The 24,261-nt window shown below is 72.9% G+C and carries 4 protein-coding genes; all 4 read left to right on the forward strand.

Annotated features, from left to right (window positions below):
* Positions 1-305: 305 nt before the first annotated feature.
* The 4 genes from KMS84_RS05735 to KMS84_RS05750 are packed head-to-tail and all read left to right on the forward strand — an operon-like array spanning position 306 to position 24,236.
* Complete coding sequence (locus KMS84_RS05735) at positions 306-12,029, forward strand: non-ribosomal peptide synthetase (protein WP_256914939.1); 11,724 nt, start codon at positions 306-308, stop codon at positions 12,027-12,029.
* Positions 12,026-21,409 carry a non-ribosomal peptide synthetase gene (locus KMS84_RS05740; RefSeq protein WP_256914940.1) on the forward strand — a complete coding sequence of 3,128 codons (9,384 nt, stop codon included), beginning with the start codon at positions 12,026-12,028 and terminating at the stop codon, positions 21,407-21,409. Before KMS84_RS05735 ends, KMS84_RS05740 begins: the two co-directional genes overlap by 4 nt.
* Positions 21,406-22,749 carry a cation:proton antiporter gene (locus KMS84_RS05745; RefSeq protein ID WP_256914942.1) on the forward strand — a complete coding sequence of 448 codons (1,344 nt, stop codon included), beginning with the start codon at positions 21,406-21,408 and terminating at the stop codon, positions 22,747-22,749. Before KMS84_RS05740 ends, KMS84_RS05745 begins: the two co-directional genes overlap by 4 nt.
* On the forward strand, positions 22,746-24,236 hold the full coding sequence (locus tag KMS84_RS05750; RefSeq protein WP_256914943.1) for a tryptophan 7-halogenase: 1,491 nt from the start codon (positions 22,746-22,748) through the stop codon (positions 24,234-24,236). Before KMS84_RS05745 ends, KMS84_RS05750 begins: the two co-directional genes overlap by 4 nt.
* The last annotated feature ends 25 nt before the right edge of the window (positions 24,237-24,261 follow it).

Below are 24,261 nucleotides of genomic sequence, written 5' to 3' on the forward strand. Positions count from 1 at the left end.
ATAGTCGCCGACGGCGCAGAGAATCTGCCGGTCCGCGATGGGCCCGGTATTGATGCATTTCGAATTCTGACGGTGCGAGGCCGTCCTCTCCATACGTTTCCGGCACCTCTTTTCGGTTCTCCTTGCTGTGGCGAGGGGCGCCCATGCCGCTATGCGGCCGGAGAGACCTTACTGTCGGTTCGGCCCGCCATATTGCACTGCCTCGTGTATTGATCGGGACTTTTTCATAAAGGCTCGGCGATTTCCATGATTGGACCCCGGTCGGGTGCCAATGCCGATTCGATGCTGCCCTGGGGTGGATACCGATGGCTGAATCCTTACCGTTCACCGAGATATTCACCATTACGTCCGAGAACCCGTTGCTGCGGGACCACGTCGTCTACGGCCGAAACCTGCTGCCGGGTGTGGGTTACGTGGATCTGGTGCTGCAGGTACTGGCCAGGCACGGCCATGCCATGGCGGACGTCGAGTTCCGGAACCTGACCATCCTGGCGCCGCTCGTCGCCGAGCCGGGCGAGCGGGTCCTGGTCACCGTCGCAGGGCGTCCCGCGCCCACCGAAGGCTGGCGGATCGAGGTCAGCAGTCGGCGCGGGCAGGAAGCGGACATGCTGCACGCGTCGGTGACGGTGCGTCAAGCCCGCTCGCCGGCCTTCACGGAGCGGCTGTCCATGCCGTTCGCCGGAGTGGAACGACAGACGTCACTTGCCGACATCTACCGTTGGCTTCGCGAGCACGAACTGGTCCACTCCGGGCTGATGAGGGTCGACGGCGTGGTGCACCACCGCCGCACGGACCTGGTCGTGGAGCTGGAACTCCCCCCGGCGTCGCAGGCCGGTGCGGACCGTTTCCTCTTCCATCCGGCGCTGTTCGAGGCGGGGCTGCTCGGTGGCAGCGTGAACAGCCACATGCTGCACGAGGCAAGCGCGGGCGACCCTGGCGAAGCCCTGTACCTGCCGATCGTGTTCGAGTCCTTCCGGGCGACCGCTCCGCTGGGCCGCAGCTGCTTCGTCAGGGTCTCGGCCGACTCGATCAGCAGGGACGACGAACTGATCCGGCTGGGGGCCGAGTTCTACGACGCGAGCGGGGTGAAGATCGCCGAGGTCGGCCGCCTCGCGGCCAAACGGGTCCGGGCCACGGCGGCCCTCGACGTCCGGGGCGAGCCCGCCCGGCAGGCCGCCGTCACCCAGAATCCCGCGGCCGGGCGCGACGTCGTGACCGTACTGCGCGAACTGGTCGCCGCGCGGCTCGGGGTGCCGCCGGCCGACGTCGGGTCGCACATCGGCTACTACCAGCTCGGGCTGACCTCCGCCTCCCTGGTCGCTCTGGTCGGGGAGTTGGAGGACCGGTTCGCCATCGAGCTCTCCCCGACCGTCGTCTTCGAGTACACCACGATCGCGGAACTGGCGGCCTGGCTGGACGAACGCCTTGCGCAGGCCGGCCGCCCGGCGGAGGTCGCACCCTCCGCGGACGCCCCCGCGCGGGCCGGCGGCGGGCCGGACGGGCAGGCGGCCGTCCGGTGCGGCGAGCTGACGGACGAGATCGCGGCGCTGCTCGGTGTGCCGGCCGGGCAGGTCGAACCGGACGCCGAGTGGACGGAGCTCGGGTTCGACCCGGTCACTCTGGCCGCTCTCGTGGAGCGTCTGAACGACCGCTACGGCCTGGCGCTCACTACGGCCGCGTTGGTCTCGCAGCCGACCGTGCGAGAGCTGGCCGAGAACGTCCTCGCCCAGCCGGGCGAACAGGCGAACGCCCCAGAGGCGGAGGCACAGACGGACCCGCACCCGCTGCTGCACGGGGTCGTCCCGCTCGAGTCCGGTGCAGCGTACGAGACCCGGTTCGACGGGGACGAGTCGTACCTGCGCGACCACCTGGTGCGCGGCGCCCGCGTTCTGCCCGGCGTCGCCCACGTGGAGCTGGCGCGGGCGGCCGCGGCCGCCTGGTTCGGCGAGCCGGCCGGACAGCGGGTGCGACTGGAGGACCTCGTCTGGCTGCGCCCCGCCTTCTGCGGGCCCGACGGGCTGGAGCTGCGCGTCACCGTGCGGCAGACGGCCGACGGTGCGGAGTTCGGGATCGCGCCTCCGCAGGACGACGACAGGCCGTACTGCCAGGGCCGGGTGCGCCTGGTCGAAGACCGTGACGGTGACGGCGAGGACGAGCCGGACGCCCTGGGGGCGGCGCAGGCCGGCTGCACCGGAGGGGAGGTGACGGCGGCACGGATCTATGAGCTCTTCGCCCGTTTCGGTCAGGAGTACGGCCCCGCCCAGCAGTCACTGACCGGCTTGCGTACCGGCACCGACGCGGCGGAGCACCCGCAGGCGCTGGCCGAGCTGCGGCTCCCGGCCTCCGCCGACCCGCTCGCCGGGTGCCTGCTGCACCCGGCCGTCCTGGACGGGGCGCTGCAAGCGACCGCGGGGCTCTGGCTCGGGCCGGACGGGGAGGTGGACGGGTCGTCCAAACCCGCCCTGCCGTTCGCCGTCGAGCAGGTGGACGTACGTCGCGCGACCCCCGATCGGGCCATGGCCTGGGTCCGGTTCCGGCCGGGCAGCGGTCCGGCGGCGGCGCGGCCGCTGCTGGATGTAACGGTCTTCGACGAGCGAGGCCGAGTGTGCGTCGAGCTGTCCGGGCTGAGCACGCGTGCCCTGCCCGAGCTTGCGGCCGCGCCCCCGCGGGAGCGATCCGAGGCGTCCCAGGCGGGCGCCGGGTTCGACATCGCCGTCATCGGCGTCGCCGGCCGCTACCCGGAGGCGGCGGACCTGGACGAGTTCTGGGAGAATCTCAGGTCCGGCCGCGACTCGGTGCGCCGGGTCCCGGCCGAGCGTTGGACACGACCGCAGTGGGCGGCGGAGGCCGACCTCTGGGGCGGCTTCCTCGACGGCGTCGACCTGTTCGACCCGCTGTTCTTCCGCATCTCGCAGCGGGAGGCCGAGCACCTCGACCCCCACGAGCGGCTGTTCCTGGAGTGCGCGCACCACGTCCTGGAGGACGCCGGGTACACCGGGGAGCTGCTGGAGCGCACCAGCGGCGGCGTCGGCGTCTTCACCGGAGTGATGTACCAGGACTACCAGCTCTACGGCGCGCAGGCCCAAGACCGCGGTCAGGCGGTGGCGCTGTCAGGGAGCGCGTCCTCGGTCGCGAACCGGGTGTCCTTCGTCAACGGGTTCACAGGGCCGAGCATGGCCGTGGACACCATGTGCTCGTCCTCGCTGACCGCGATCCACCTGGCCTGTGAGGCGATCCGCAGCGGCCAGTGCGGGGCGGCCCTCGCGGGCGGCGTCAACGTCACCGCGCACCCCAACAAGTACCTGATGCTGGCGCAGCGCAACTACCTCTCCAGCGACGGTCGTTGCCGCAGCTTCGGGGCCGGCGGCGACGGCTACGTGCCCGGCGAGGGGGTCGGCGCCGTCCTGCTCAAGCCGCTGGACCGGGCGCTGGCGGACGGCGACCACATCCACGCCGTGGTCAAGGGCACCGCGCTGAACCACGGCGGACGGACCAACGGCTACACCGTGCCCAGCCCGGCGGCCCAGGGCAAGGTCGTGGGCCGGGCGCTGGCCGCATCCGGTGTCGACCCCAGGTCGGTCGGCTACATCGAGGCGCACGGTACGGGTACCGCGCTGGGCGACCCGATCGAGATCGCCGGGCTGGCCAAGGCCTTCCAGGAGGCCGGCGCGGGGCCTGAGCAGTGCGCGATCGGCTCGGTCAAGTCCAACATCGGGCACGCCGAGAGCGCGGCCGGAATCGCCGGCTTCACCAAGGTGCTGCTCCAGTTGCGGCACCGCGAACTCGTGCCCAGCCTCCATGCGACCACGCTCAACCCGCACATCGACTTCCCGCGGACCCCGCTGCGCGTACAGCGGAGCCTGGAGCCGTGGCGGCGACCCGTCGTGGTGGACGGCGGGCCGAGCCACTCCCTTCTCCGGACGGCGGGGGTCTCCAGTTTCGGCGCGGGCGGCTCGAACGCGCACGTCGTCCTCACCGAGTACGAGCTGCCACAGCCGCAACCGGGCCCGGTCGACCGGCCCACGCTGCTCGTCCTCTCGGCCCGGACCAAGGCCCAACTGGTCGAACAGGCGAGGCGGCTGGAGGCGCGTCTGGCCGAGCTGACCGAGGCCGACATGCCCGGCGTCGCCTGGACTCTTCAGACCGGCCGGGTGGCCCTGGAGGAGCGTCTCGCGTTCGCGTCGGAGTCGCCGGCCGAGGCCAGAGCCGTGCTCGCACGGTTCGCGGCAGCGCCGGACCAGCCTGACGGCTGGGTGCGCGGCACGGTGCTCACAGAGGTCGCGCCGGACGGGGCGGAGCAGGCGCGCGCCCTCGACGACTGGATCCGGGAGGGCGCCGGCGACCGGCTGCTGCGGCTGTGGGCCGCGGGGACCCCGGTGCCGTGGGACACGGTGCAGACGGGCTCCCGGACGAACGGCCCGAGCCACCCGGGCGGTCCGGAGCCGAGGCCGCGCCGGGTGCCGCTGCCCGGCTACCCCTTCGCCCGCGAGCGCTGCTGGATCGAGCTCGACGGGCCGGCGTCCGGCGGGATCCCGCCGGGCGGGGACCCCCAGGAGACGGCGACAGGCCGGGACGGCGAGGTGCTGCTGCTTCTTCCGGGCTGGGCGTCCGGCGAGAAGGCCGGCGAGGCCGGCGGAGCGAACGGGTTCACCGCCCACCATGTGACGGTGGTCGGCACTCTCTCCGAGGCCGAGCGCGAGGAACTGCGAGCCGCGCTGCCGCCTGGCGCCGAGTGCCGGTTCGTCGCTCTGGCGGACGGTCCGCTGGACCAGCAGTACACCGAGGCCGCCCAGGAGGTGCTCGCGCGGCTCCAAGAGGTCCTGCGGCCCGGCCCGCAGGGACCGGTGCTGTTCCAGGTCGCGCTGGCCCGGCCGGCGGCCACCGGCCCGGAGCGGGACCGGCTCGCCTGCCTGGGCGGCCTGTCCGGGCTGCTGCGGACGGCCGGCCTGGAGGACCCCCGGCTGCACGGGCAGCTCGTGGACTGCCTCGACGGAGCGTCCCCCGCCACGGTCGGCGCCCGGCTGGCGGCCGAGGCCGGACCCGGGCCGGGGCCCGAGGTGCGCTACCGCGACGGCCTCCGGTACACGGCGGCGCTACGGGGAACGAGGCTCGGCGGCGCCGCGACCGGACCCTGGCGGGAGGACGGCGTCTACCTCGTCACCGGTGGCGCCGGTGCGCTGGGCCGGATCGTAGCGGGCGACATCGCGGCCTCGGTCCGCCGGGCCACGGTGGTCCTGGTCGGCCGCTCCGCCCTCTCCGGGGAGCAGCGGGCCGGGGTGGACGAGCTGCGCGCCGCGGGGCTCACCGTGGAGTACCGGTGCGTGGACATCACCGACCGGGCGGCCACCGCCGGGCTGCTGGCCGACGTGGTCCGCGAGCACGGACCGCTGACCGGCCTCCTGCACGGTGCCGGCGTCCTCGCGGACCGGCTCGTCGTCGGCAAGGTCCCGCACGAGCTGGAGCGGGTCCTGGCGCCCAAGGTCAAGGGGTTGGTGCACCTCGACGAGCTGACCCGTGACCAGCCGCTGGAGTTCTTCGTCTGCTTCTCCTCGGCCAGCGGCGCCTTCGGCAACGTCGGTCAGGCCGACTACGCCGCCGCCAACGCCTTCCTGGACGCCTACGCGGCGTACCGCAACCGCCTGGTCACGGCGGGGGAACGCAGCGGCAGGTCCATTTCCGTGGGCTGGCCGCTCTGGGCCGACGGCGGCATGGGAGCGGACCGGGCCGTCGCGCAGCGGCTGCGCGACCTGGACCTGGTCCCGCTCGGATCCGCCGAGGGGCTCGCCGTGTTGCGGTGGGCGCTGACCGACCCGGAGGCCACCGACGACGGCAGACTGATCGTGCTCGCGGGCCGGCACGAGGCTTTGGCCCGGATCACCGGCGGGGTGATCCGGCGGGGTGCGGCGGACCCGACGGGCGCGGCGGCCGCGACGCCCGAGGCCGCGCGGGACGGCGACCGGCTGCTGGAGGACCGGACGGTCGGTTATTTGCGGAGGCTGCTCGCCGACGTCCTCAAGCTCGGTCCGGAGCGGCTGCACCCGGACGCCGCGCTGGAGCAGTACGGCATGGACTCCGTTCTGGCGGTCGAGGCCGTCACCCGGCTGGAGAAGACGTTCGGCCCGATGGCCAGGACCCTGCTGCTGGAACTGCCGACCCTGCGGGAGCTGGCGCGGTACCTCGCGGCCGAGCACGCGACGGCCCTGCGTGCACTCCTCGGCGAGCCCCACTCCGTACGCGCACCCGAAGCCGAGCCCCACCGTGAACCCGAGCGCCGGATCGAACCCGAGCCGGCAGTCGCCCCCGAAGACGCGACGACCACATCCGCACCGGACCGTGCAGCGCTCCGGTCCACCGAGCCCAGAGGGAAGTGCATGGACGTCGCCGTCATCGGCATCGCCGGCCGCTATCCGCAGTCGGCGGACCTGGACACGCTGTGGACGCACCTGCGGGACGGGAAGGACTGCGTCACCGAGCCGCCCCCCGACCGCTGGGACGAGGCGGCACGGTCGGGCGTCTGGGGCGGATTCCTCGACGGCATCGACGGGTTCGACGCGGCGCTGTTCGGCGTGTCGCCCCGTGAGGCGGCGGCGATGGACCCGCAGCAGCGGCTGTTCCTGGAGACGGTCTGGGAACTGCTGGAGGGCTGCGGCGTCACCCAGGAGGTGATCGAGCGCCGGTACGGGCGGAGCGTCGGCGTCTACGCCGGCGCCTCCTACCTCCAGTACCGGGCGGACGCCTCCGACCCCGCGCTCGCGGCGCTCACCTCGACGGCGTCGTACAACATGATCGCCAACCGGGTCTCGCACTTCTTCGGGCTGGAGGGACCGAGCCTGGCGGTCGACAGCATGTGCACCTCCTCGGCCATGGCCATCCACCTGGCCTGCGCGGACCTCCAACGCGGGGAGTGCGAGGCCGCCATCGCCGGTGGGGTGAACCTGGCGCCCCGTCCGGACAAGTTCCTCGGGCTGTCCGAGATGCGGATGCTGGGCAGCGGGCCGGACAGCCGGAGCTTCCGCGACGGGGACGGCTACCTCCCTGCCGAGGCCGTGGGCGCGGTCCTGCTCAAGCCGCTGGACGCCGCACTGCGCGACGGGGACGAGGTGCACGCCGTCATCAAGGGGACCGCCACGCTGCACAGCGGTCGCTCCAACGGCTTCCTCACGCCCAGCCGCCGGGCCCAGGTGACGGTCATGCGCAGGGCTCTGGAGCGCTCCGGCGCCGAGGCTGCGTCGGTCGGATACGTCGAGGCGTCGGCGAACGGCGCGGCGCTGTCCGACGAGATCGAGGTGAGCGCCCTGCGGGAGGTGTTCGAAGGGGTGACCGAGCCCGTGGTGGTCGGGTCGGTGAAGTCCAACCTCGGGCACCCGGAGGCGGCCTCGGGCGTCGCGCAGCTCACCAAGGTCGCCCTTCAGTTCCGGCACCGCGAGCTGGCCCCGCTCGTCGCCACCGGCGAGACCAACCCCAACCTGGCCTTGGACGGCGGGCCGCTGACGCTCTGCGAGCGGCTGACCCTCTGGGCGGAGCGCAAGGAGGCGCCCGGTCGACCGCCGGCCCGGCGAGCGCTGATCAACTCCGTTGCGGCGGGGGGCAGTCACGTCAGCATGGTGGTCGAGGAGCCGCCGCGGGCGGCGGTCCGGCGGGCGCAACCGGACCCCGGGCCACAGCTGCTGGTCGTGTCGGCCGCCGACCCGGCGCGGCTGCGGACGGCCGCGGGCCGGCTGCTCGAGTTCCTCGGTCGGCGCGACGGAGTGGACCTCGCCGACGTCGCGTACACCCTTCAGCTGGGCCGTGAGGCGATGCCGGCGCGGCTCGCCGTGGTGGCCGCGAGCGTTCAGGAACTGCGGGCGTCGCTCGCCGCCTTCCTGGCCGGGGCGGACGGCACGGCAGTGGCCGACGGGTCGCCGGGACCCGTGTTCCACACGGGCGACACGGACGACCGCCGGCTGCCCCTCATGGCGGTGCTCGACGGGGCCAGGGGCGAGGCCTTCGTCTCGGCGCTGGTCGCCGACCGTGACCTGGAGCGGCTCGCCGAGCTGTGGGTGTGCGGCGCCAGGATCCCGTGGGGTGGGCTGTACACGCGGCGCAGGCGCCTGGTGGCGCTGCCCGCCACCGCCTTCGAGCGGACGAGCCACTGGCTGGGCGGGACGTCGCCCCGGCCCGTCCGTGCGGCCCCGGCGGACCGGCCCGAGCCGGCGGCCCCCGCCCAGGCAGGCCCGGAGCCCGCGTCCGAGGACACCGTGTTCGTCCCCGCAGCCGCGACGCCGGCCCCCGAGCCCGTCCGGGCACCGGCCGGCCCGGAGCGCGTGGTCATCGAGGTCTGCGCCGAGCTGCTCGGTCTGCCTGCGGGGGAACTCGGCCCCGAAAGCAGCTTCTTCGCCCTGGGCGGCCACTCGCTGCTCGCCCACCACTTCGCCGACCGGCTGCGCGCACGCGGCCTGCTGTGCGACCCGCCGAGCATCCTGCGCGCCCCCGACCTCGCGGCCGTCGCCCGGGCGGCCCAGCCGGTGCAGGCCGTGCAGACGCCCACCGTCGTCGAGCCCGCCCCGGTGACCCCCGTCCCCGCCCGCTCCGACGCCTCTCCCCTGCCGGCCGGGATCCCGGTCGGCACCACCCGGATCACCCCCGACCTGCTGCCCCTGGTTTCCCTGACCGAGCAGGAACTCGCCGCGGTCGTCGCCGCCGTGCCCGGTGGGGCCGTGAACCTCCAGGACGTGTACCCCCTCGCCGGAATGCAGGAGGGCATGCTCTTCCACCACATCCGGGACGACGCGCACGACCCGTACATCTCCTCGGGACTGCTCTCCTTCGCGGACCGCGACCACCTGGACCGGTTCACCGAGGCGCTGCGGGCGGTGATCGCCCGGCACGACGCGCTGCGCACCGTGATCCTCTCCGACGGCCTCGGCGAGCCGGTCCAGGCCGTGCTGCGTCACGTGGAGTTCGAGCCGGCGGAGACGGAGCTCCGGGCCGGGACACCGGCCGTGGACCAGTTGGCGGAACTGGTGCGCAACGCCCCGCGGATGCCGCTGGACCGGGGCCCGCTGATCCGGCTGCATGCCGGTCAGGAGCCGGACACCGGTGTGTGGCACGCGGCGCTGAGCCTGCACAACGTGCTGCACGACGCGTCGTCGCTCGGTCTGTTGTTCGCCGAGCTCGCCGCACACATGGACGGCCGGGCGGACACCTTGCCGGAGCCGGTGCAGTACCGCGACTTCGTAGCCCACTCCCGTCGGCGGCCCACCGGGACGGAGGCCGCGGCCTTCTTCACCGCGCTGCTCGGTGACGTCACGGAGCCGACCGTGGTGTTCGGCCTGCACGACGTGCACGGCGACGGACGCCAGGTCGTCGAGGCGCGCCGGTCGCTGGACGACGGCCTGGCCCGACGTATCCGCGAGCTGGCGGCCGAGCTGCGGATCAGCCCCGCGACCCTGTTCCACGTCGGCTGGGCGCTGACCATGGCGGCCTGCGCGGACCGCGACGACGTGGTGTTCGGCACGGTCCTGTCGGGGCGCCTCCAGGGACCCGCGGGCACGGACCGGATGCTCGGCAGCTTCATCAACACCCTGCCCCTGCGGCTCGACCTGGCCGGCCGGAGCGTGCGCGACCTGGTCCGGCGGACCGGGGAACTGCTGCACGAGCTGGTCCGCCACGAGCAGGTGCCGCTCACCGAGGCCAGGGCGCACAGCGGCCTGCCCGACCGTGAACTTCCGCTGTTCAACGCGATCTTCAACTACCGCCACCTGCCGAGCGACGACGGCATCGCCGCCCGGCTCCAGCGGGTGGGCGTCACGCCGCGGTCGGACGTCTTCGAGCGCAGCAACTTCCCGGTGACCGTCTCGGTCGACGATCTCGGGCACGCGTTCCGGATCGACGCGCTGATCCACCGGGCCCAGGACGCCGACGTCGTGATCGACTGCCTGGAGGCCGCCATGGCCTCCCTGGTCGAGGTGCTCCCGGACGAGGAGCGCTCCCTCTCCCCCGCGCTCGACCTGTCCGTGCTGCCGGCCGCGATGCGGCGGCGCGAGCTCGTCGAGTTCGCCTGGGAGCCGGTGACCGCCGAGGCGGCCGACACCCGGTCGGAGCGCCTCCTGCACGAATGGTTCGAGCAGGAGGTCCGTGCCGTTCCGAACGCGGTGGCGGTGACCTGCGAGGACCGCTCCCTGACCTACGCCGAGCTGAACGCGCGGGCGAACCGCCTGGCCCGGTACCTGCGGGCGCTGGGCGTGGGGCACGAGTCGCTGGTCGCGCTCTGCCTGCCGCGCGGCGAGTGGCTGGTGGTGAGCGCGCTGGCGGTGCTGAAGGCCGGCGGTGCGTACGTGCCGCTGGACCCGTCGGCGCCGGTCGAGCGGCTCGGCCACGTGCTGTCGGACAGCGCCCCGAAGGTGGTGCTCGTGGACGGCGCGGTGCCGGACGGACTCGACGTCGGCAGCGCCCAGGTGGTGGACGTCCCCGGCCACACGGCCCGCTGGGAGGCGTTGTCGGACGCCGACCTGGAGCCGGTGGCGGGCGCCTCGCCGAGGGACCTGGCGTACGTGATCTACACCTCCGGTTCGACCGGACTGCCCAAGGGGGTGATGGTCGAACACCGCAACGTCGCCCGGTTCTTCGTCGCGGCCCAGGAGTGGTTCCGCTACCGGGAGGGGGACGTGTGGACGCTGTTCCACTCCTTCGCCTTCGACTTCACGGTGTGGGAGATGTGGGGCGCTCTGCTGCACCGGGGCCGGCTGGTCGTGGTGACGCGGGACGTGGCGCGCAGCCCGCGCGACTTCTACCGCCTGCTGTGTGCCGAGGGCGTCACCGTACTCGGCCAGACACCCACCGGATTCGGGCAGTTGATCGCGGCGCAGGGCGACGACGGCGCCCCGCACCGCGTGCGCACGGTGCTGCTCGGCGGCGAGGAGCTGGACGCCGCGCCGCTGGCACCCTGGTTCGCCCGGGCGGTCAACGAGGGGACCGAGCTGGTGAACATGTGGGGGACCACCGAGACGACGGTTGTCACCACCTACCGGGTGGTCACCGAGCCGGACACCCGCCTGACCACCAGGCCGATCGGCGGCGCGATGCCGGGCATGAGCGTGTACGTGCTGGACCGGCACGGCGAGCCGATGCCGACCGGGGCGGTGGGCGAGCTGGTCATCGGCGGCGAGGCGGTCTCGCGTGGCTACCTGAACCGTGCGGAGCTGACCGCCCAGCGCTTCGTCGCGGACCCGTTCATCGGGGTGCCGGGCGCCCGGATGTACCGGACCGGTGACCTGGGACGCCGACTCGCCGACGGTTCGCTGGAGTTCCTCGGCCGCAACGACGGCCAGGTCAAGATCCGCGGCTACCGGATCGAACTGGGCGAGGTCTCCACCCGGCTCAACGAACACCCCGCCGTCGGGGAGGCACGGGTGGTGGTCCGCGGCCAGGGCGACGAACGGCGCCTGATCGGGTACGTCGTCCCGGCGGACGACCGCCGGGGCGAGCCCGGCGGGCCGTGGGAACTGGAGCTGCGGGAGCAGCTGGACACCGCGCTGCGGGCCGCGCTCCCGCCGTACATGGTCCCCTCCGCCTATGTGCTGCTGGACACGCTGCCGCTGACCGGCAACGGCAAGCTCGACACGGCCGCGCTGCCCGAGCCGGAGGCCCCGGTGCGCAGCGGGCCGGCGGTCGCACTCACCGACACCGAGCGGATCGTCTCCGGGGTGTGGGCCGAGCTCCTGCACATCGACGCGGAAGTGCTCGACGCGCAGAGCGGCTTCTTCGAGTTCGGCGGCAACTCCCTGCTGGTGGCCCGGTTGATCAACCTGGTCAAGCAACGCACGGGCGTGGAGCTGACGGTCCAGACCGTCTTCGACGCGAACAGGATCGGCGACCTGGCGGCTGCACTGGAGCGCGCCCTGCCGGACCCCGGGGCCGACGCCGCGCTCGACCTGGACGCGATCACCGAGAGCATCACCCTGATCGAGAGCCTGAGCGACGCCGAGTTGGACGCCCTGGACAGCGACGACGCTGCTCTCGGCATCGAGAGCTGGAAAGGCCGACGATGAGCACGCCGTACCCGGACAGCGGACCGGAACTGATCCGCAAGATACAGGCGATGCCCGCCAAGCGGCAGCGCGCCGTGATCGCGCTGCTGACCAAGCGGGGCGTCGACCTCTCCGCGCTGGACATCATCCCGCGCCGGCCCCGCTCCCAGGACCAGCCGCCGCCGCTCTCCTTCGCCCAGCAGCGGCTCTGGTTCCTCGCCCAACTGGAGGGCACCAGCGCCTACTACAACGTCCCGATGGCGATGCGGCTGCACGGGCCGCTGGACCGCGCGGCGATGCGCCGGGCGCTGACCGGGCTGGTGCTGCGGCACGAGGCGCTGCGCACCCGGTTCGAGGAGCGCGACGGCGTCCCGTATCAATGCATCGACGACGGCGCCGCCTTCACGATGCGCGAGCAGGACGTCGCCGACCCGGCGCAGGTGACCGGGATCTGCCAGCAGGAGATGCTCGCCCCCTTCGACCTGGCGCGGGACACGCTGATCCGGGCGCTGCTGCTGCGGGTGTCGGCGACCGAGCACGTCCTGATGGTGACGATGCACCACACCGTCTCGGACGGCTGGTCGGTCGGGGTGTTCTTCCGCGAGGTGACCGAGCTGTACGAGGCGGCCCGCCAGGGGCGGGACGACACCCTGGAGCCACTGCCGGTGCAGTACGCCGACTTCGCGCACTGGCAGCGCCAGTGGCTGGCCGGCGAGGCGCAGGACCGTCAGGTCGACTACTGGAAGGACCGGCTCGCCGGCGTCGAAGTGGGCCTGACGCTGCCTGCGGACCGCCCGCGCCCGCCGGTGCGCGGTTATCAAGGCACCCGGGAGTTCTTCCAGTGCCCGCCGGAGCTGCTGGGGCGGCTCCGTGAACTCGGCGAGCGGCATGGCGCCACGCTGTACATGACGCTGCTGGCCGCCTACTCCGTCGTGCTGCACCGCTACACGCAGCTGACCGACATCGCCGTCGGCACCGTCGTCGCCAACCGCAACCGGGCCGAGACCGAGGGGCTCATCGGCCTGTTCGCCAACACCCTGGTGATGCGCAACAGCCTGGACGGCGACCCGGCCTTCGTCGAGCTGCTCGCCCGCGTGAAGCGCACCGCGCTGGAGGCCTACGACCACCAGGACGTGCCCTTCGAGGCCGTGGTGGACGCCCTTCAGGTCGAGCGCGCCCTCAGCCACTCACCGGTCTTCCAGACCGTGCTGGTGCTCCAGGAGGAGCAGGCGGAGCCCCGGCTCACCCTGGGCGGGCTGGAGGTGACACCGGTCGACGTCGACTTCACCATCGCCAAATTCGACCTCACCCTCGACCTGCGGGAGACCCCGCAGGGCCTGGCCGGCGCCGTGGAGTACAGCACCACCCTGTTCGACCGGGAGACGATCCGGCGCTTCGTGCGCCACTTCACCACCCTCCTCGCCGCCGTCGCCGAGGCGCCGCAGGAGCCGATCTCCCGGCTGGCCCTGCTGGACGAGGCCGAGCTGGGCGCCGTGACCCGGCGGTGGAGTGCCCCGTCGGGCCCGGCGCCCGGGCCGGCCCGCCGGATCGACGAGTGGTTCCAGGAGGTCGCACGCCGCACGCCGGACGCGGTGGCGGTGACCTGCGAGGACCGCTCCCTGACGTATGCCGAGTTGAACGCGCGGGCGAACCGCCTGGCCCGGTACCTGCGCGCCTCGGGCGTGGTCCGTGACACCCCGGCGGCGCTCTGCCTGCCGCGCGGCGAGTGGCTCGTGGTCGGCGCGCTGGCGGTGCTGAAGGCGGGCGGCGCGTACGTGCCGCTGGACCTGACCGCGCCGGTCGGGCGGCTCGCCCACGTGCTGTCGGACAGCGCCCCGAAGGTGGTGCTGGTGGACGGCGCGCTGCCCGAGGGGCTCAACGCCTGCGGCGCCCAGGTGGTGGACGTGCGGGGCGACTGGGAGTGGCTGCCCGCCGACGACCTGGAGCCGGTGACCGGCACCTCGCCGAAGGATCTCGCCTATGTCATCTACACCTCGGGCTCGACCGGCCTGCCCAAGGGCGTTCTGGTCGAACACCGCAATGTGACGCGGCTGTTCACCACGACCCTGGAGTCCTTCGGCTTCGGCTCCGAGGACGTGTGGACGCTTTTCCACTCCTTCGCCTTCGACTTCACCGTCTGGGAGACCTGGGGCGCCCTGCTGCACGGCGGCCGGCTCGTCGTCGTCCCGCGCGAGGTGGCCCGCAGCCCACAGGAGTTCTACGCGCTGCTGTGCGAGCAGGGCGTGACCGTCCTGAACCAGACGCCCAGCGCCTTCGGACAACTGGTCGCGGCCCAGGGCGAGGACGGCGCCCGGCACCGGCTGCGCACCGTGGTGTTCGGCGGCGAGGCCCTGGACCCCACGGTGCTGCGCCCCTGGTTCGCCCGGCCGCTCAACACGGCGACCGAGCTGGTGAACATGTACGGCATCACCGAGACGACGGTGCACGTGACCCACCGGGTGGTCACCGAGGCCGACACCGCCTCCGCCGTCAGCCCGATCGGCCGCCCGCTGCCCGACCTGAACGTCTATGTGCTCGACCGGCACCTCAACCCCGTGCCGACCGGGGCGGTCGGCGAGATGTACGTGGGTGGCGAGGGAGTCGCTCGCGGCTACCTGAACCGGCCGGAGCTGACCGCCGAGCGCTTCCTCGACGACCCGTTCCGAGGGGTGCCCGGCGCCCGGATGTACCGCACCGGGGACCTGGCCCGGCAGCTCGCGGACGGCTCGCTGGAGTACCACGGGCGCAACGACGACCAGGTCAAGATCCGTGGCTACCGCATCGAACCGGGCGAGGTCTCCGCCCGCCTCAACGAGCACCCCGGGGTCCGCTCGTGCGCCGTCGTGGTGCGCGAGGACCGGCCCGGCAACCGGCAGCTCGTCGCCTACGTGGTGCCGGCCGCGGACCAGGACAGGGCGGGGCTGCGTGCCGAGCTCGACGGACTTGCCCGCCGCGTCCTGCCCGAGTACATGCTCCCCGGAGCCTATGTGCTCCTGCCGGACCTGCCGCTGACCACCAACGGAAAGCTCGACCGCGCCGCGCTCCCGGCCCCCGGCGTCGACGCCCACGCCCAGCGCCAGGACCACGCGTACGTGGCCCCGGCCGAGGGCACCGAGCGGACGCTGGCCGCGGTCTGGGCCGACCTCCTCGGCTTTGACGCCGGTCGGATCGGCGCGAACGACAACTTCTTCACCCTGGGCGGCCACTCCCTGCTCATCACGGTCCTGGTGGCCCGGCTGCGGGCGGTCGGGCTACAGCTCTCCGTACGCGACCTGTTCGACGACGCCACCCTGCGCGGTCTGGCGGCGCGTATCGACGCGGCCACCGCCGGGACCAACGGCAGCTCCGGCGAGGACCGGGCCGGCGAGCCGGCCGAGCCCGGCTACCAGGTGCCGCCGAACGCCGTCCCCGAGGGCTGCCGGCGGCTCACCCCCGAGCTGCTGCCGCTGGTTCGACTGGGCCAGGAGCACGTGGACGCCATCGCCGACCGGGTCCCCGGCGGCGCCCCCAACGTCCAGGACGTCTACCCGCTGGTGCCCTCCCAGGAAGGCATCCTCTTCCACCACCTGATGGACCCGGAGAACGACCCGTACCTGATGTCCGCGGTGTTCGCCGCGGACGACGAAGCCGCGTGCACGGCGTTCCTCGACGCCCTCCAGGCCCTCATCGACCGCCACGACGTGATGCGCACCGCCGTCCTCACCGAAGGTCTGCCCGAGCCGGTGCAGGTGGTGTACCGCGCGGCGACGCTCCCGGTGCAGCACATCGACCTGCCCGAGGCCGAGGCGCCCGGCGCGGACGCCGAGGAGCGGGCCCGCGCACTGGCAGGTCTGCCGACCCAGCTGCCGCCGGACCGGGCGCCGATGCTCAGCGTCCGGATCGCACGGGACCCCGCATCGCCCCGGTGTTTCCTGCTGTTGAACTTCCACCACCTCATCGAGGACGCCACCTCGATGCGCCTGATCGTCGACGAGCTGGCCGCCCACATGGCCGGGCGCTCCGACCTGCTCACGGCGCAGGCGCCCTACCGCGACTTCGTCGCCCACACCCTGCACCAACTGGCCACCGGCGACGCGGAGCAGTACTTCCGCGCCACCTTGGGCGACGTCACCGAACCGACGGTGCCGTTCGGCCTGAACGACGTGCACGGCGACGGCCGCCGCACCAGAAAGCCCCGCCGCTCGCTGCCCGCCGACCTCACCCGGCGGCTTCGGGCCGAGGCCGGGCGGCTCGGCCTCAGCCCGGCGTGGCTCTTCCACGCGGCCTGCGCCCGCGTGGTGGCCGCCGGCAGCGGGCGCGACGACGTGGTCTTCGGCACCGTCATGTCGGGGCGCCTACAGGGCGTGCCCGGGGTGGAGCGGATGCTGGGCAACTTCATCAACACCCTCCCGCTGCGGGTGCGGCTGGCCGGCCGCACCGTACGGGAGTTGGTCGACGACGTTGCCGGCGACCTGCGCGAGCTGATCGTCCGCGAGCAGTCCTCGTTGAGCCTGGCCCAGCGGTGCAGCGGGCTGGACAACGACACCCCGTTGTTCACCGCGGCGATCAACTTCCGGCACTTCGAGCCCGCGCGCAACGGCGCCCCGGCGCCGGCCTTGGAGGAACAGGGCATCCGCTGGCTGGCCGTCATGGACCGCACCAACTACCCCATGGGCATGTCGCTCGACGACCTCGGCGACGAACTCTCCCTCACCGTCCAGATCGAGGACACGGTCGAACCCGAGACCCTGCTGTCCTACGTGGAGACCGCCCTCGCGGGCATCGTCGACGCACTGGCCGCCGACGACGGACACGGCACCCGGGCACTCGACATCGACGTGCTGCCCCCGGCCGAGCGCGAGCGGCTACTCACCGTGGCCCGCGGCGCCCGTCCCCCGTACCCGCAGGACTCCTGCCTCGCCGAGCTGTTCGAGCAGCAGGCGGCCGAGCGCCCCGAGGCGCCCGCGGTGCGCCACGGCGAGCGTCGGCTGACCTACGCGCAGCTCAACGCGCGGGCGAACCAGGTCGCCCACCACCTGCGCGGCCTCGGGGTCGGCCCCGACGTCCTGGTCGGCGTGTGCGCCGACCGCTCGCCGGAGCTGGTGGTCGGACTGCTGGGCGTCCTCAAGGCGGGCGGCGCCTACGTCCCGATCGACCCCGGCTACCCGGAGCAGCGCATCCGAGCCCTGCTCGACGGCTCCGGAGTGCGCATCGTGCTGGGCCGGGCCGGGATGCCGGGGGCGCTCTTCGAGCAGCTCGACGAGGTGCTCGACCTCGACACCGGCGAGCGCGCCGGCGACCGGGCCCAGGTGCTCGAGACCATGCCCACGCATGATCCCGACCGGGCCGCACTGGGTCTGACGCCGGACCACCTCGCCTACGCCGTCTTCACCTCCGGCTCCACCGGCCGCCCCAAGGGCGTGCTGGTCGAACAGCGCGGCGTGGTGCGGTTGGTGCGCAACCCGGACTACTTCGCCGCCGACGAGTCCACGGCGGTGCTCCACCACTCCTCGATCTCCTTCGACGCCGGCTCCCAGGAGGTGCTCACCCCGCTCGTCTCCGGCGGCCTCCTGGTGCTGCACGACGGCGACTCCAAGGACCCGGCCCAGCTGCTCGACTGCGTCGAACGGGCCGGAGTCACCACGATGCTGCTGTCGGCCGCCTTCCTGCCTGCCTTCGCCGAGGCCGCCGAGACCCGCAGCAAGCTGCCGCTGCGCGAACTCGCGGTCGTCGGCGACACCTTCTCGGCCCGGGACGTGCGGCGGCTGCACACAACGCACCCGGGGCTGACCGTCACCAACGGCTACGGCCCGACCGAGAACAGCATCGCCTCCACCTACCACGTGATCCCGCGCGGCCTCCCCGAGGACAGCCGGGTGCCGATCGGCGTGCCCGTCCCGCACACCACCGCCTACGTCACCGACGAGCGGCTGCGGCTGGTGCCGGACGGGGTGATCGGCGAGCTCTGCCTGGGCGGCGCCGGCGTCGCCCGCGGTTACCTCGACAACCCTGAGCTGACGGCCCGGCGGTTCGTCGACGACCCCTTCGGCGACGCCCCGGGCGGGCGCCTGTACCGCACGGGCGACCTGGTGCGCTGGCTGCCCGACGGCACCCTGGAGTTCCGCGGCCGGGTGGACGATCAGGTGAAGGTCCGCGGCTTCCGCGTCGAGCCCGGCGAGGTCGAGGCGGCGCTGAACGCGCACCCCTGCGTGCACAGCGCCGTGGTCGTACCCCGTGTCGACGGCGGGGCCGGCACCCTGAGCGCCTACGTGCGCCCGACCGAGGAGTGGCTGGAGCAGGCCGCCGCGGAACAGACCGCCGAGCACCTGGTCCAGTGGCGCCGACTCTTCGAGGACCAGTACTCCCGGGAAGCCGACGAGGCCGTCCCCGACGATCTCAACCTGGCCGGCTGGGAGAGCAGTTACAGCGGGGAGCCGATCCCCGAGGCCGAGATGCGGGAGTGGATCGACGGCGCCGTCGAGCGGATCCGCGAGCTGCGGCCCAGGCGGCTGCTGGAGATCGGCTGCGGCACCGGACTGCTGCTCTTCCGCTACGCGCAGGAGTGTGAGCGGGTGCACGGCATCGACGTCTCCGCGGCGGCCCTCACGGACGTGCGCCGGGGCGCCGAGCGCCGCGGCTGGTCCCACGTCACCCTGCGGGAAGGCGACGCGCTGTCGGTGGCGGATCTCGGCGCCGAGACCTTCGACGTGGTCGTGCTCAACTCCGTGGCGCAGTACTTCCCCAGCCGCCACTACCTCCAGGAGGTGATCACCCGGATCCTGCCCCGGCTCGAGGAGGGCGGCCGGATCCTGCTGGGCGACATCCGCAACCTGGACCTGTTCTCCGAGCACGTCTGCGCCATCGAGCGCAGCCGCTCCGGCGTCCCGAGCACGGCCGACGCGCTGGCCGCGCAGGTGCAGCGCCGCCGCCGGCAGGAGACCGAACTCCTGGTCAGTCCCAGCTTCTTCGCCCAGCTCCCCGAGCGGCACCAGGACCTGGGCGCCGTCGACATCATGGTCAAGCGGGGAACCGGCGGCAACGAGATGCTTGCCTACCGCTACGACGTGGTGCTGACGAAGGGCCGGGCCGCCACGGCACCCGACCTGCCCTGGCTGGAGGCCACCAGCCCGGCCGACCTGCGCGCCCTGCTGCTCGGCGACGCCCCCGAGCGGTTCGGCGTCACCGGACTGACCAACCCCCGGATCGCCGAGGACGTGCGCGTCCTCGCCTCGCTGGCCCGGCTGGCCCCGTCCCGCCGGGTCGAGGCTCTGCCCGGCGGAGAGCGGCTCTCGGCGCGGGACCAGGAGAAGGTGCGCGAACTGGCGGACGCGCTGAGGCACGCCGAAGAGCTCGGCTACCACGTCGCGGCGACCTGGTCCCAGGACCGGCCGGACGGCCTCGACCTGGTGCTGGGCCGGGGCGAGCGGCCCCAGGTGCTGGCCCGCAGCCCGTACCGGGCCCGGCGCCTGGCCAACGCGCCGCAGATCGACCGGATCGGACCCGGCCTCGTCCGGGAGCTGCGCGACCATCTGTCCGAGCGGCTGCCGGACTACATGGTGCCCGGTGCCTTCGTAGTCCTGGAGGAACTGCCGGTCACCCCGCAGGGCAAGGTCGACAAGCGGGCGCTGCCGGCCCCGGACGAGGAGGACCTCGCCAAGGAGGTCTACGTCGCGCCTCGCACCGAGGCCCAGCACCTCCTGTGCCGGCACATCGGCGCGGTCCTCGGGCTCGACCGGGTCGGTCTCCAGGACAACTTCTTCAACCTGGGCGGCCACTCCCTGCTCGCCACCCGCCTCAACCTGCGGGTCAAGAAGGAGACCGGTGCGGACCTGCCGCTCCAGCTCATCCTCACGGCTGCCACCGTCGCCGATTTGGCGGCGGCCCTGGAAGCGGAGACACGGAAGGCGGAGCCGCCCGCCGCTGTGAGGGGCGGGCCCGGCGACGGAGCGGCCGCACTCCCGGCAACCGGGGCGGACCACGAGGGCGGAGGGGTCGCACAGCCACAGCCGTCCACCGACCCGCCGTCCACCGACCTGCTGCCCGCCGCGCCCGCGGCGGAGGGCGACGAGGCGCCGCTGTCCCTCGCCCAGCAGGACCTGTGGTTCCTGCGCACCCCAGCGGGCCTGGCCACCGCGCACGACAACGTCCAACTGACCGTGCGGTTACGCGGCCGACTGGACCGGGAAGTCCTGGCACGGGCCGTGCACGCCCTGGTGTCGCGGCACGCGATCCTACGCACCAGCTACCCGGACCGCGAAGGGAGCGTCGTCCAGCGTGTGAACGGCGCCGACGGCTTCAAGACGACCGTCCTGGAGCTCCCGGAGTCCACCGGCGGCGAAACCGCGCTCGCCGAATGGCTGCGGGCCGAGCGGCTGCGGCCCTTCGCCCGGCAGGACCGGCACATGCTCCGCGCCCACCTGCTGGTCGTCGACGAGGAGGAGCACGTCCTCGTCCTGACCCGCCCGTGGGGCGTCGTGGACGGCTGGTCCACCGGCATCCTGATGCGGGAACTCGTCGAGAACTATCACGGGTCGAAAGAGGGCCGGCCGGGCCCGGCGCCGCTGCCGCTCCAGTACGCCGACTTCGCCCGCTGGCAACGCCGCACCGTGGACGCCGCCGAGCTCGAGCGGCAGCGCGACTTCTGGCGCAAGCGGCTCGACGGACTGCCCCAGTGCCTCGCCCTGCGCACCGACTACCCACGCTGCCCGGTCAGGTCCCACCAGGGAGGGGCGGTGGAACTCGCCGTCCCGGCCGACCTGGTCAGGCGGCTGCGCACGCTCGCCGCGCAGCACGGCGCCTCGCTCTACATGACCATGCTGGCGGCCTACGCGGCGCTCCTGGGCGGGCGAACCGACGACCGCGAGCTGGCCGTCGGTTCGCCGGTGACCAACCGGCCGGCCGCCGAACTGGACGACGTGGTCGGATACTTCGTGAACCCGCTGGTGATGCGCCTGGACGTGGCACCGCAGCAGGCCTTCAGCGGTCTGCTGGCCCAGGCCAGGGAGGTGGTGGCGGAGGCGCAGGCGCACCGGGACCTGCCCTTCGCCGACCTCGTCCGCACTCTGGTTCCGCGCCCGGATCCGGCCCATTCCCCACTGTTCCAGGTGATGTTCAACCTGGCGCCGACCCCCTCGACGGGCGGTGCGGGGCAGGACACCGACCGCGTCGACGGCCTGACCGGAAAGACGCTCTCCGCCGCTCCTGGGACGGCGGCCTTCGACCTGAACCTGTCCCTGCGCGAGACGGACAAGGGACTGGAGGGCTACCTGGAGTACAGCACCGACCTGTTCGCCCGGGGCAGCGCCGAGCGGCTGGCCGGGGACTACCTGGGCCTGCTGGGACGGATCGTCCAAAGCCCGGAGGCGGACCTGGCCGCGCTGCGCGCCGAGGCCGACGGGCGCAGCGGGGAGGACTGCTCATGAGCGCCCTCACAGCCGTCGTCCTCGGTGACGTGGCCCTGGTCGTCCTGGTGTCCTGGCTGGCCGAGGGCCTCGCCCGCAGGCTCGGCCAACCCGTGGTGATCGGCCAGATCCTGGGTGGCATCGCCCTGGGGCCGACCCTGCTGGGTCAGCTACCGGGGGATCCGACCGCCTTCCTCTTCCCCACCGAGGCCCGGCCGTTCCTCTCGGTGCTCGCCCAGGTGGCGATCGTCCTGTTCCTCTTCGTGGCGGGCTACGAGATCGACTTCCGCTCCTTCCGAGCGGGACGCACCTCGGTGAGCGTCGCGCTGGCCGCCCTGCTGGTCCCGATGGGACTGACCCTGGCGACCGTCTCCCTGGGGGGCGGGATCTTCTCCGCAGTGGACCCGGCGCACGCGGGCCGCGACGCGTTCGCGATGTTCCTGGCGGTGGCGATCTCGATCACGGCGCTGCCGGTCCTGGCGGCCATCGTGCGTGAGCGTGCGGCGGGCACCAGGGCCGGAACGGTGGCGATCGCGGCGGCCGGACTCATGGACGTGGCCGCCTGGCTCGTGCTGGCCGCGGTGCTCAGCGACTCGGGCCCCGCCACTCGCCGCTCCTGGCTGGTGACCCTGGCGCTGCTGGTGGGATTCACGGCGTTCCTGTTCGGCTGCGTGCGGCCCGCGCTGCGATGGTGGCTGGCCCGGCCGGCCACCCTGCTGAGCAACCCGGTGCCGGTGGCACTGGTCCTCGCCCTGGGCAGCGCCTGGGTCACCGAGTCGCTCGGGCTGCACGCCGTCTTCGGCGGGTTCCTCGCCGGGATGGCCATGCCGTCGCGCCACGGCGCTCCGGACGCCGACGTCCTGGGGCCGATGGAGCAGACCGCCAACCTGCTGCTGCCGCTGTTCTTCGTCACCACCGGACTGTCCGTCAACCTCGCCATGGTGGGGACGGACGGTCTGGCCCTGCTCGCCCTGCTCCTGCTGGTGGCGGTCGCCGGAAAGACCGTCCCCACCTACGGCGTGGCTCGTCTGCACGGCATGGAGCCCCGGCAGTCCGCCCTGGTCGCCGTCATGGTGAACACCCGCGGTCTGACCGAGCTCATCGTGCTGGAGGTCGGCAAGTCCGCGGGACTCATCGGCCAGAAGCTCTACACCGTCCTGGTCCTGGTGGCGCTGGTCACCACCGTGATGACCGGCCCACTGCTCCAGTTGATCGGTTCCGGGGACAAGGACAGGCGGCGGTCGGGCCGCACCGGGACGAGCCCTTCACCAACTGCCCCTACCACACCCATTGCACCAACTGCCCATTCAGTGCGGTCCGTCGGCGTCGGCGGCGAGGAAGCGGGAGAGAAATCAGCGTGAGCAACACCGAAGCATTCGATGTCGTGGTCGTCGGCGGTGGCCCTGGCGGCTCGACACTGGCCGCACTCGTCGCCAAGAAGGGGCACTCGGTGCTCGTTCTGGAGAAGGAGTTCTTCCCGCGTTACCAGATCGGGGAGTCCCTGCTTCCGTCCACGGTCCACGGCGTCTGCCGGCTGACCGGCGCGGCGGACGAGCTGGCGAAGGCGGGCTTCCCGCTCAAGCGCGGCGGCACTTTCCGCTGGGGCGCCAACCCGGAGCCGTGGACCTTCTTCTTCTCGGTCTCCCCCCGGATGGCCGGCCCGACCTCCACCGCCTACCAGGTGGAGCGCTCCAAGTTCGACAAGATCCTGCTGGACAACGCCCGTCGGGTCGGCGCCGTGGTCCGTGAGGGCAGCGCGGTTTCGGAGGTCGTGGAGGACGGCGACCGGGTCACGGGCGTGCGCTACACCGACGACCAGGGGGTGCAGCGGGAGGTGTCGGCCCGGTTCGTGGTGGACGCCTCCGGCAACCAGAGCCGGCTCAACCGGAGCATAGGCGGCCGCCGGGAGTACTCGGACTTCTTCCGCAACCTGGCGCTGTTCGGTTACTTCGAGGGCGGCAAGCGGATGCCGGAGCCGATCCGCTACAACATCCTGTGCGTCGCCTTCGAGAGCGGCTGGTTCTGGTACATCCCGCTGAGCGACACGCTGACCAGCGTCGGCGCGGTGGTGCGGCGGGAGCTGGCCGAGAAGGTCCAGGGCGATCCGGAGAAGGCGCTCCAGGCGCTGATCGACGAGTGTCCGATGATCTCGGACTTCCTCTCCCCTGCCACCCGGGTCACCACGGGCCAGTACGGCCAGATCCGCGTCCGCAAGGACTACTCGTACCACCACACCGCCTTCTGGCGGCCGGGCATGATGCTCGTCGGTGACGCCGCCTGTTTCGTCGACCCGGTCTTCTCCTCCGGCGTCCACCTGGCCACCTACAGCGCGCTGCTGGCCGCGAGGTCGATCAACAGCACGCTGGCCGGCGAGGTCGAGGAGGAGGCGGCGATGAAGGAGTTCGAGGCGCGCTATCGCCGCGAGTACAGCGTTTTCTACGAGTTCCTGATGTCCTTCTACGACATGCACCGCGTCGAGGGCTCCTACTTCTGGGAGGCCAAGAAGCTCACCCGGAACAGCAGCTCCGAGATGGAGTCGTTCGTGAACCTGGTGGGCGGCGTCTCCTCCGGGGAGGCGGCACTCACGGACGCCGACTCGGTCGCCGCACGCCTGCACGCGCAGACCGAGGAGTTCGCCGCAGCGGTCGAGGCCATCTCGGGGGACGGCAACGACAACTGGGCCCCGCTTCTGGGTGCGTCGGTGGCACGTGAGGCGATGGTCGAGAGCTCCAAGATGCAGATGCACGTGGCGCTGGGAGAGGACTCCGAGGACGAGTTGCCGCTCTTCGAGGGCGGCCTGATCCCCTCGTCGGACGGCCTCTCCTGGGTAGCCCCGCAGTCGGCCTGAGGGCTCGTGACCGGGGCCGGGCGGG

It is taken from the genome of Streptomyces hilarionis, from assembly GCF_024539675.1.
GTDB lineage: Bacteria > Actinomycetota > Actinomycetes > Streptomycetales > Streptomycetaceae > Streptomyces > Streptomyces hilarionis.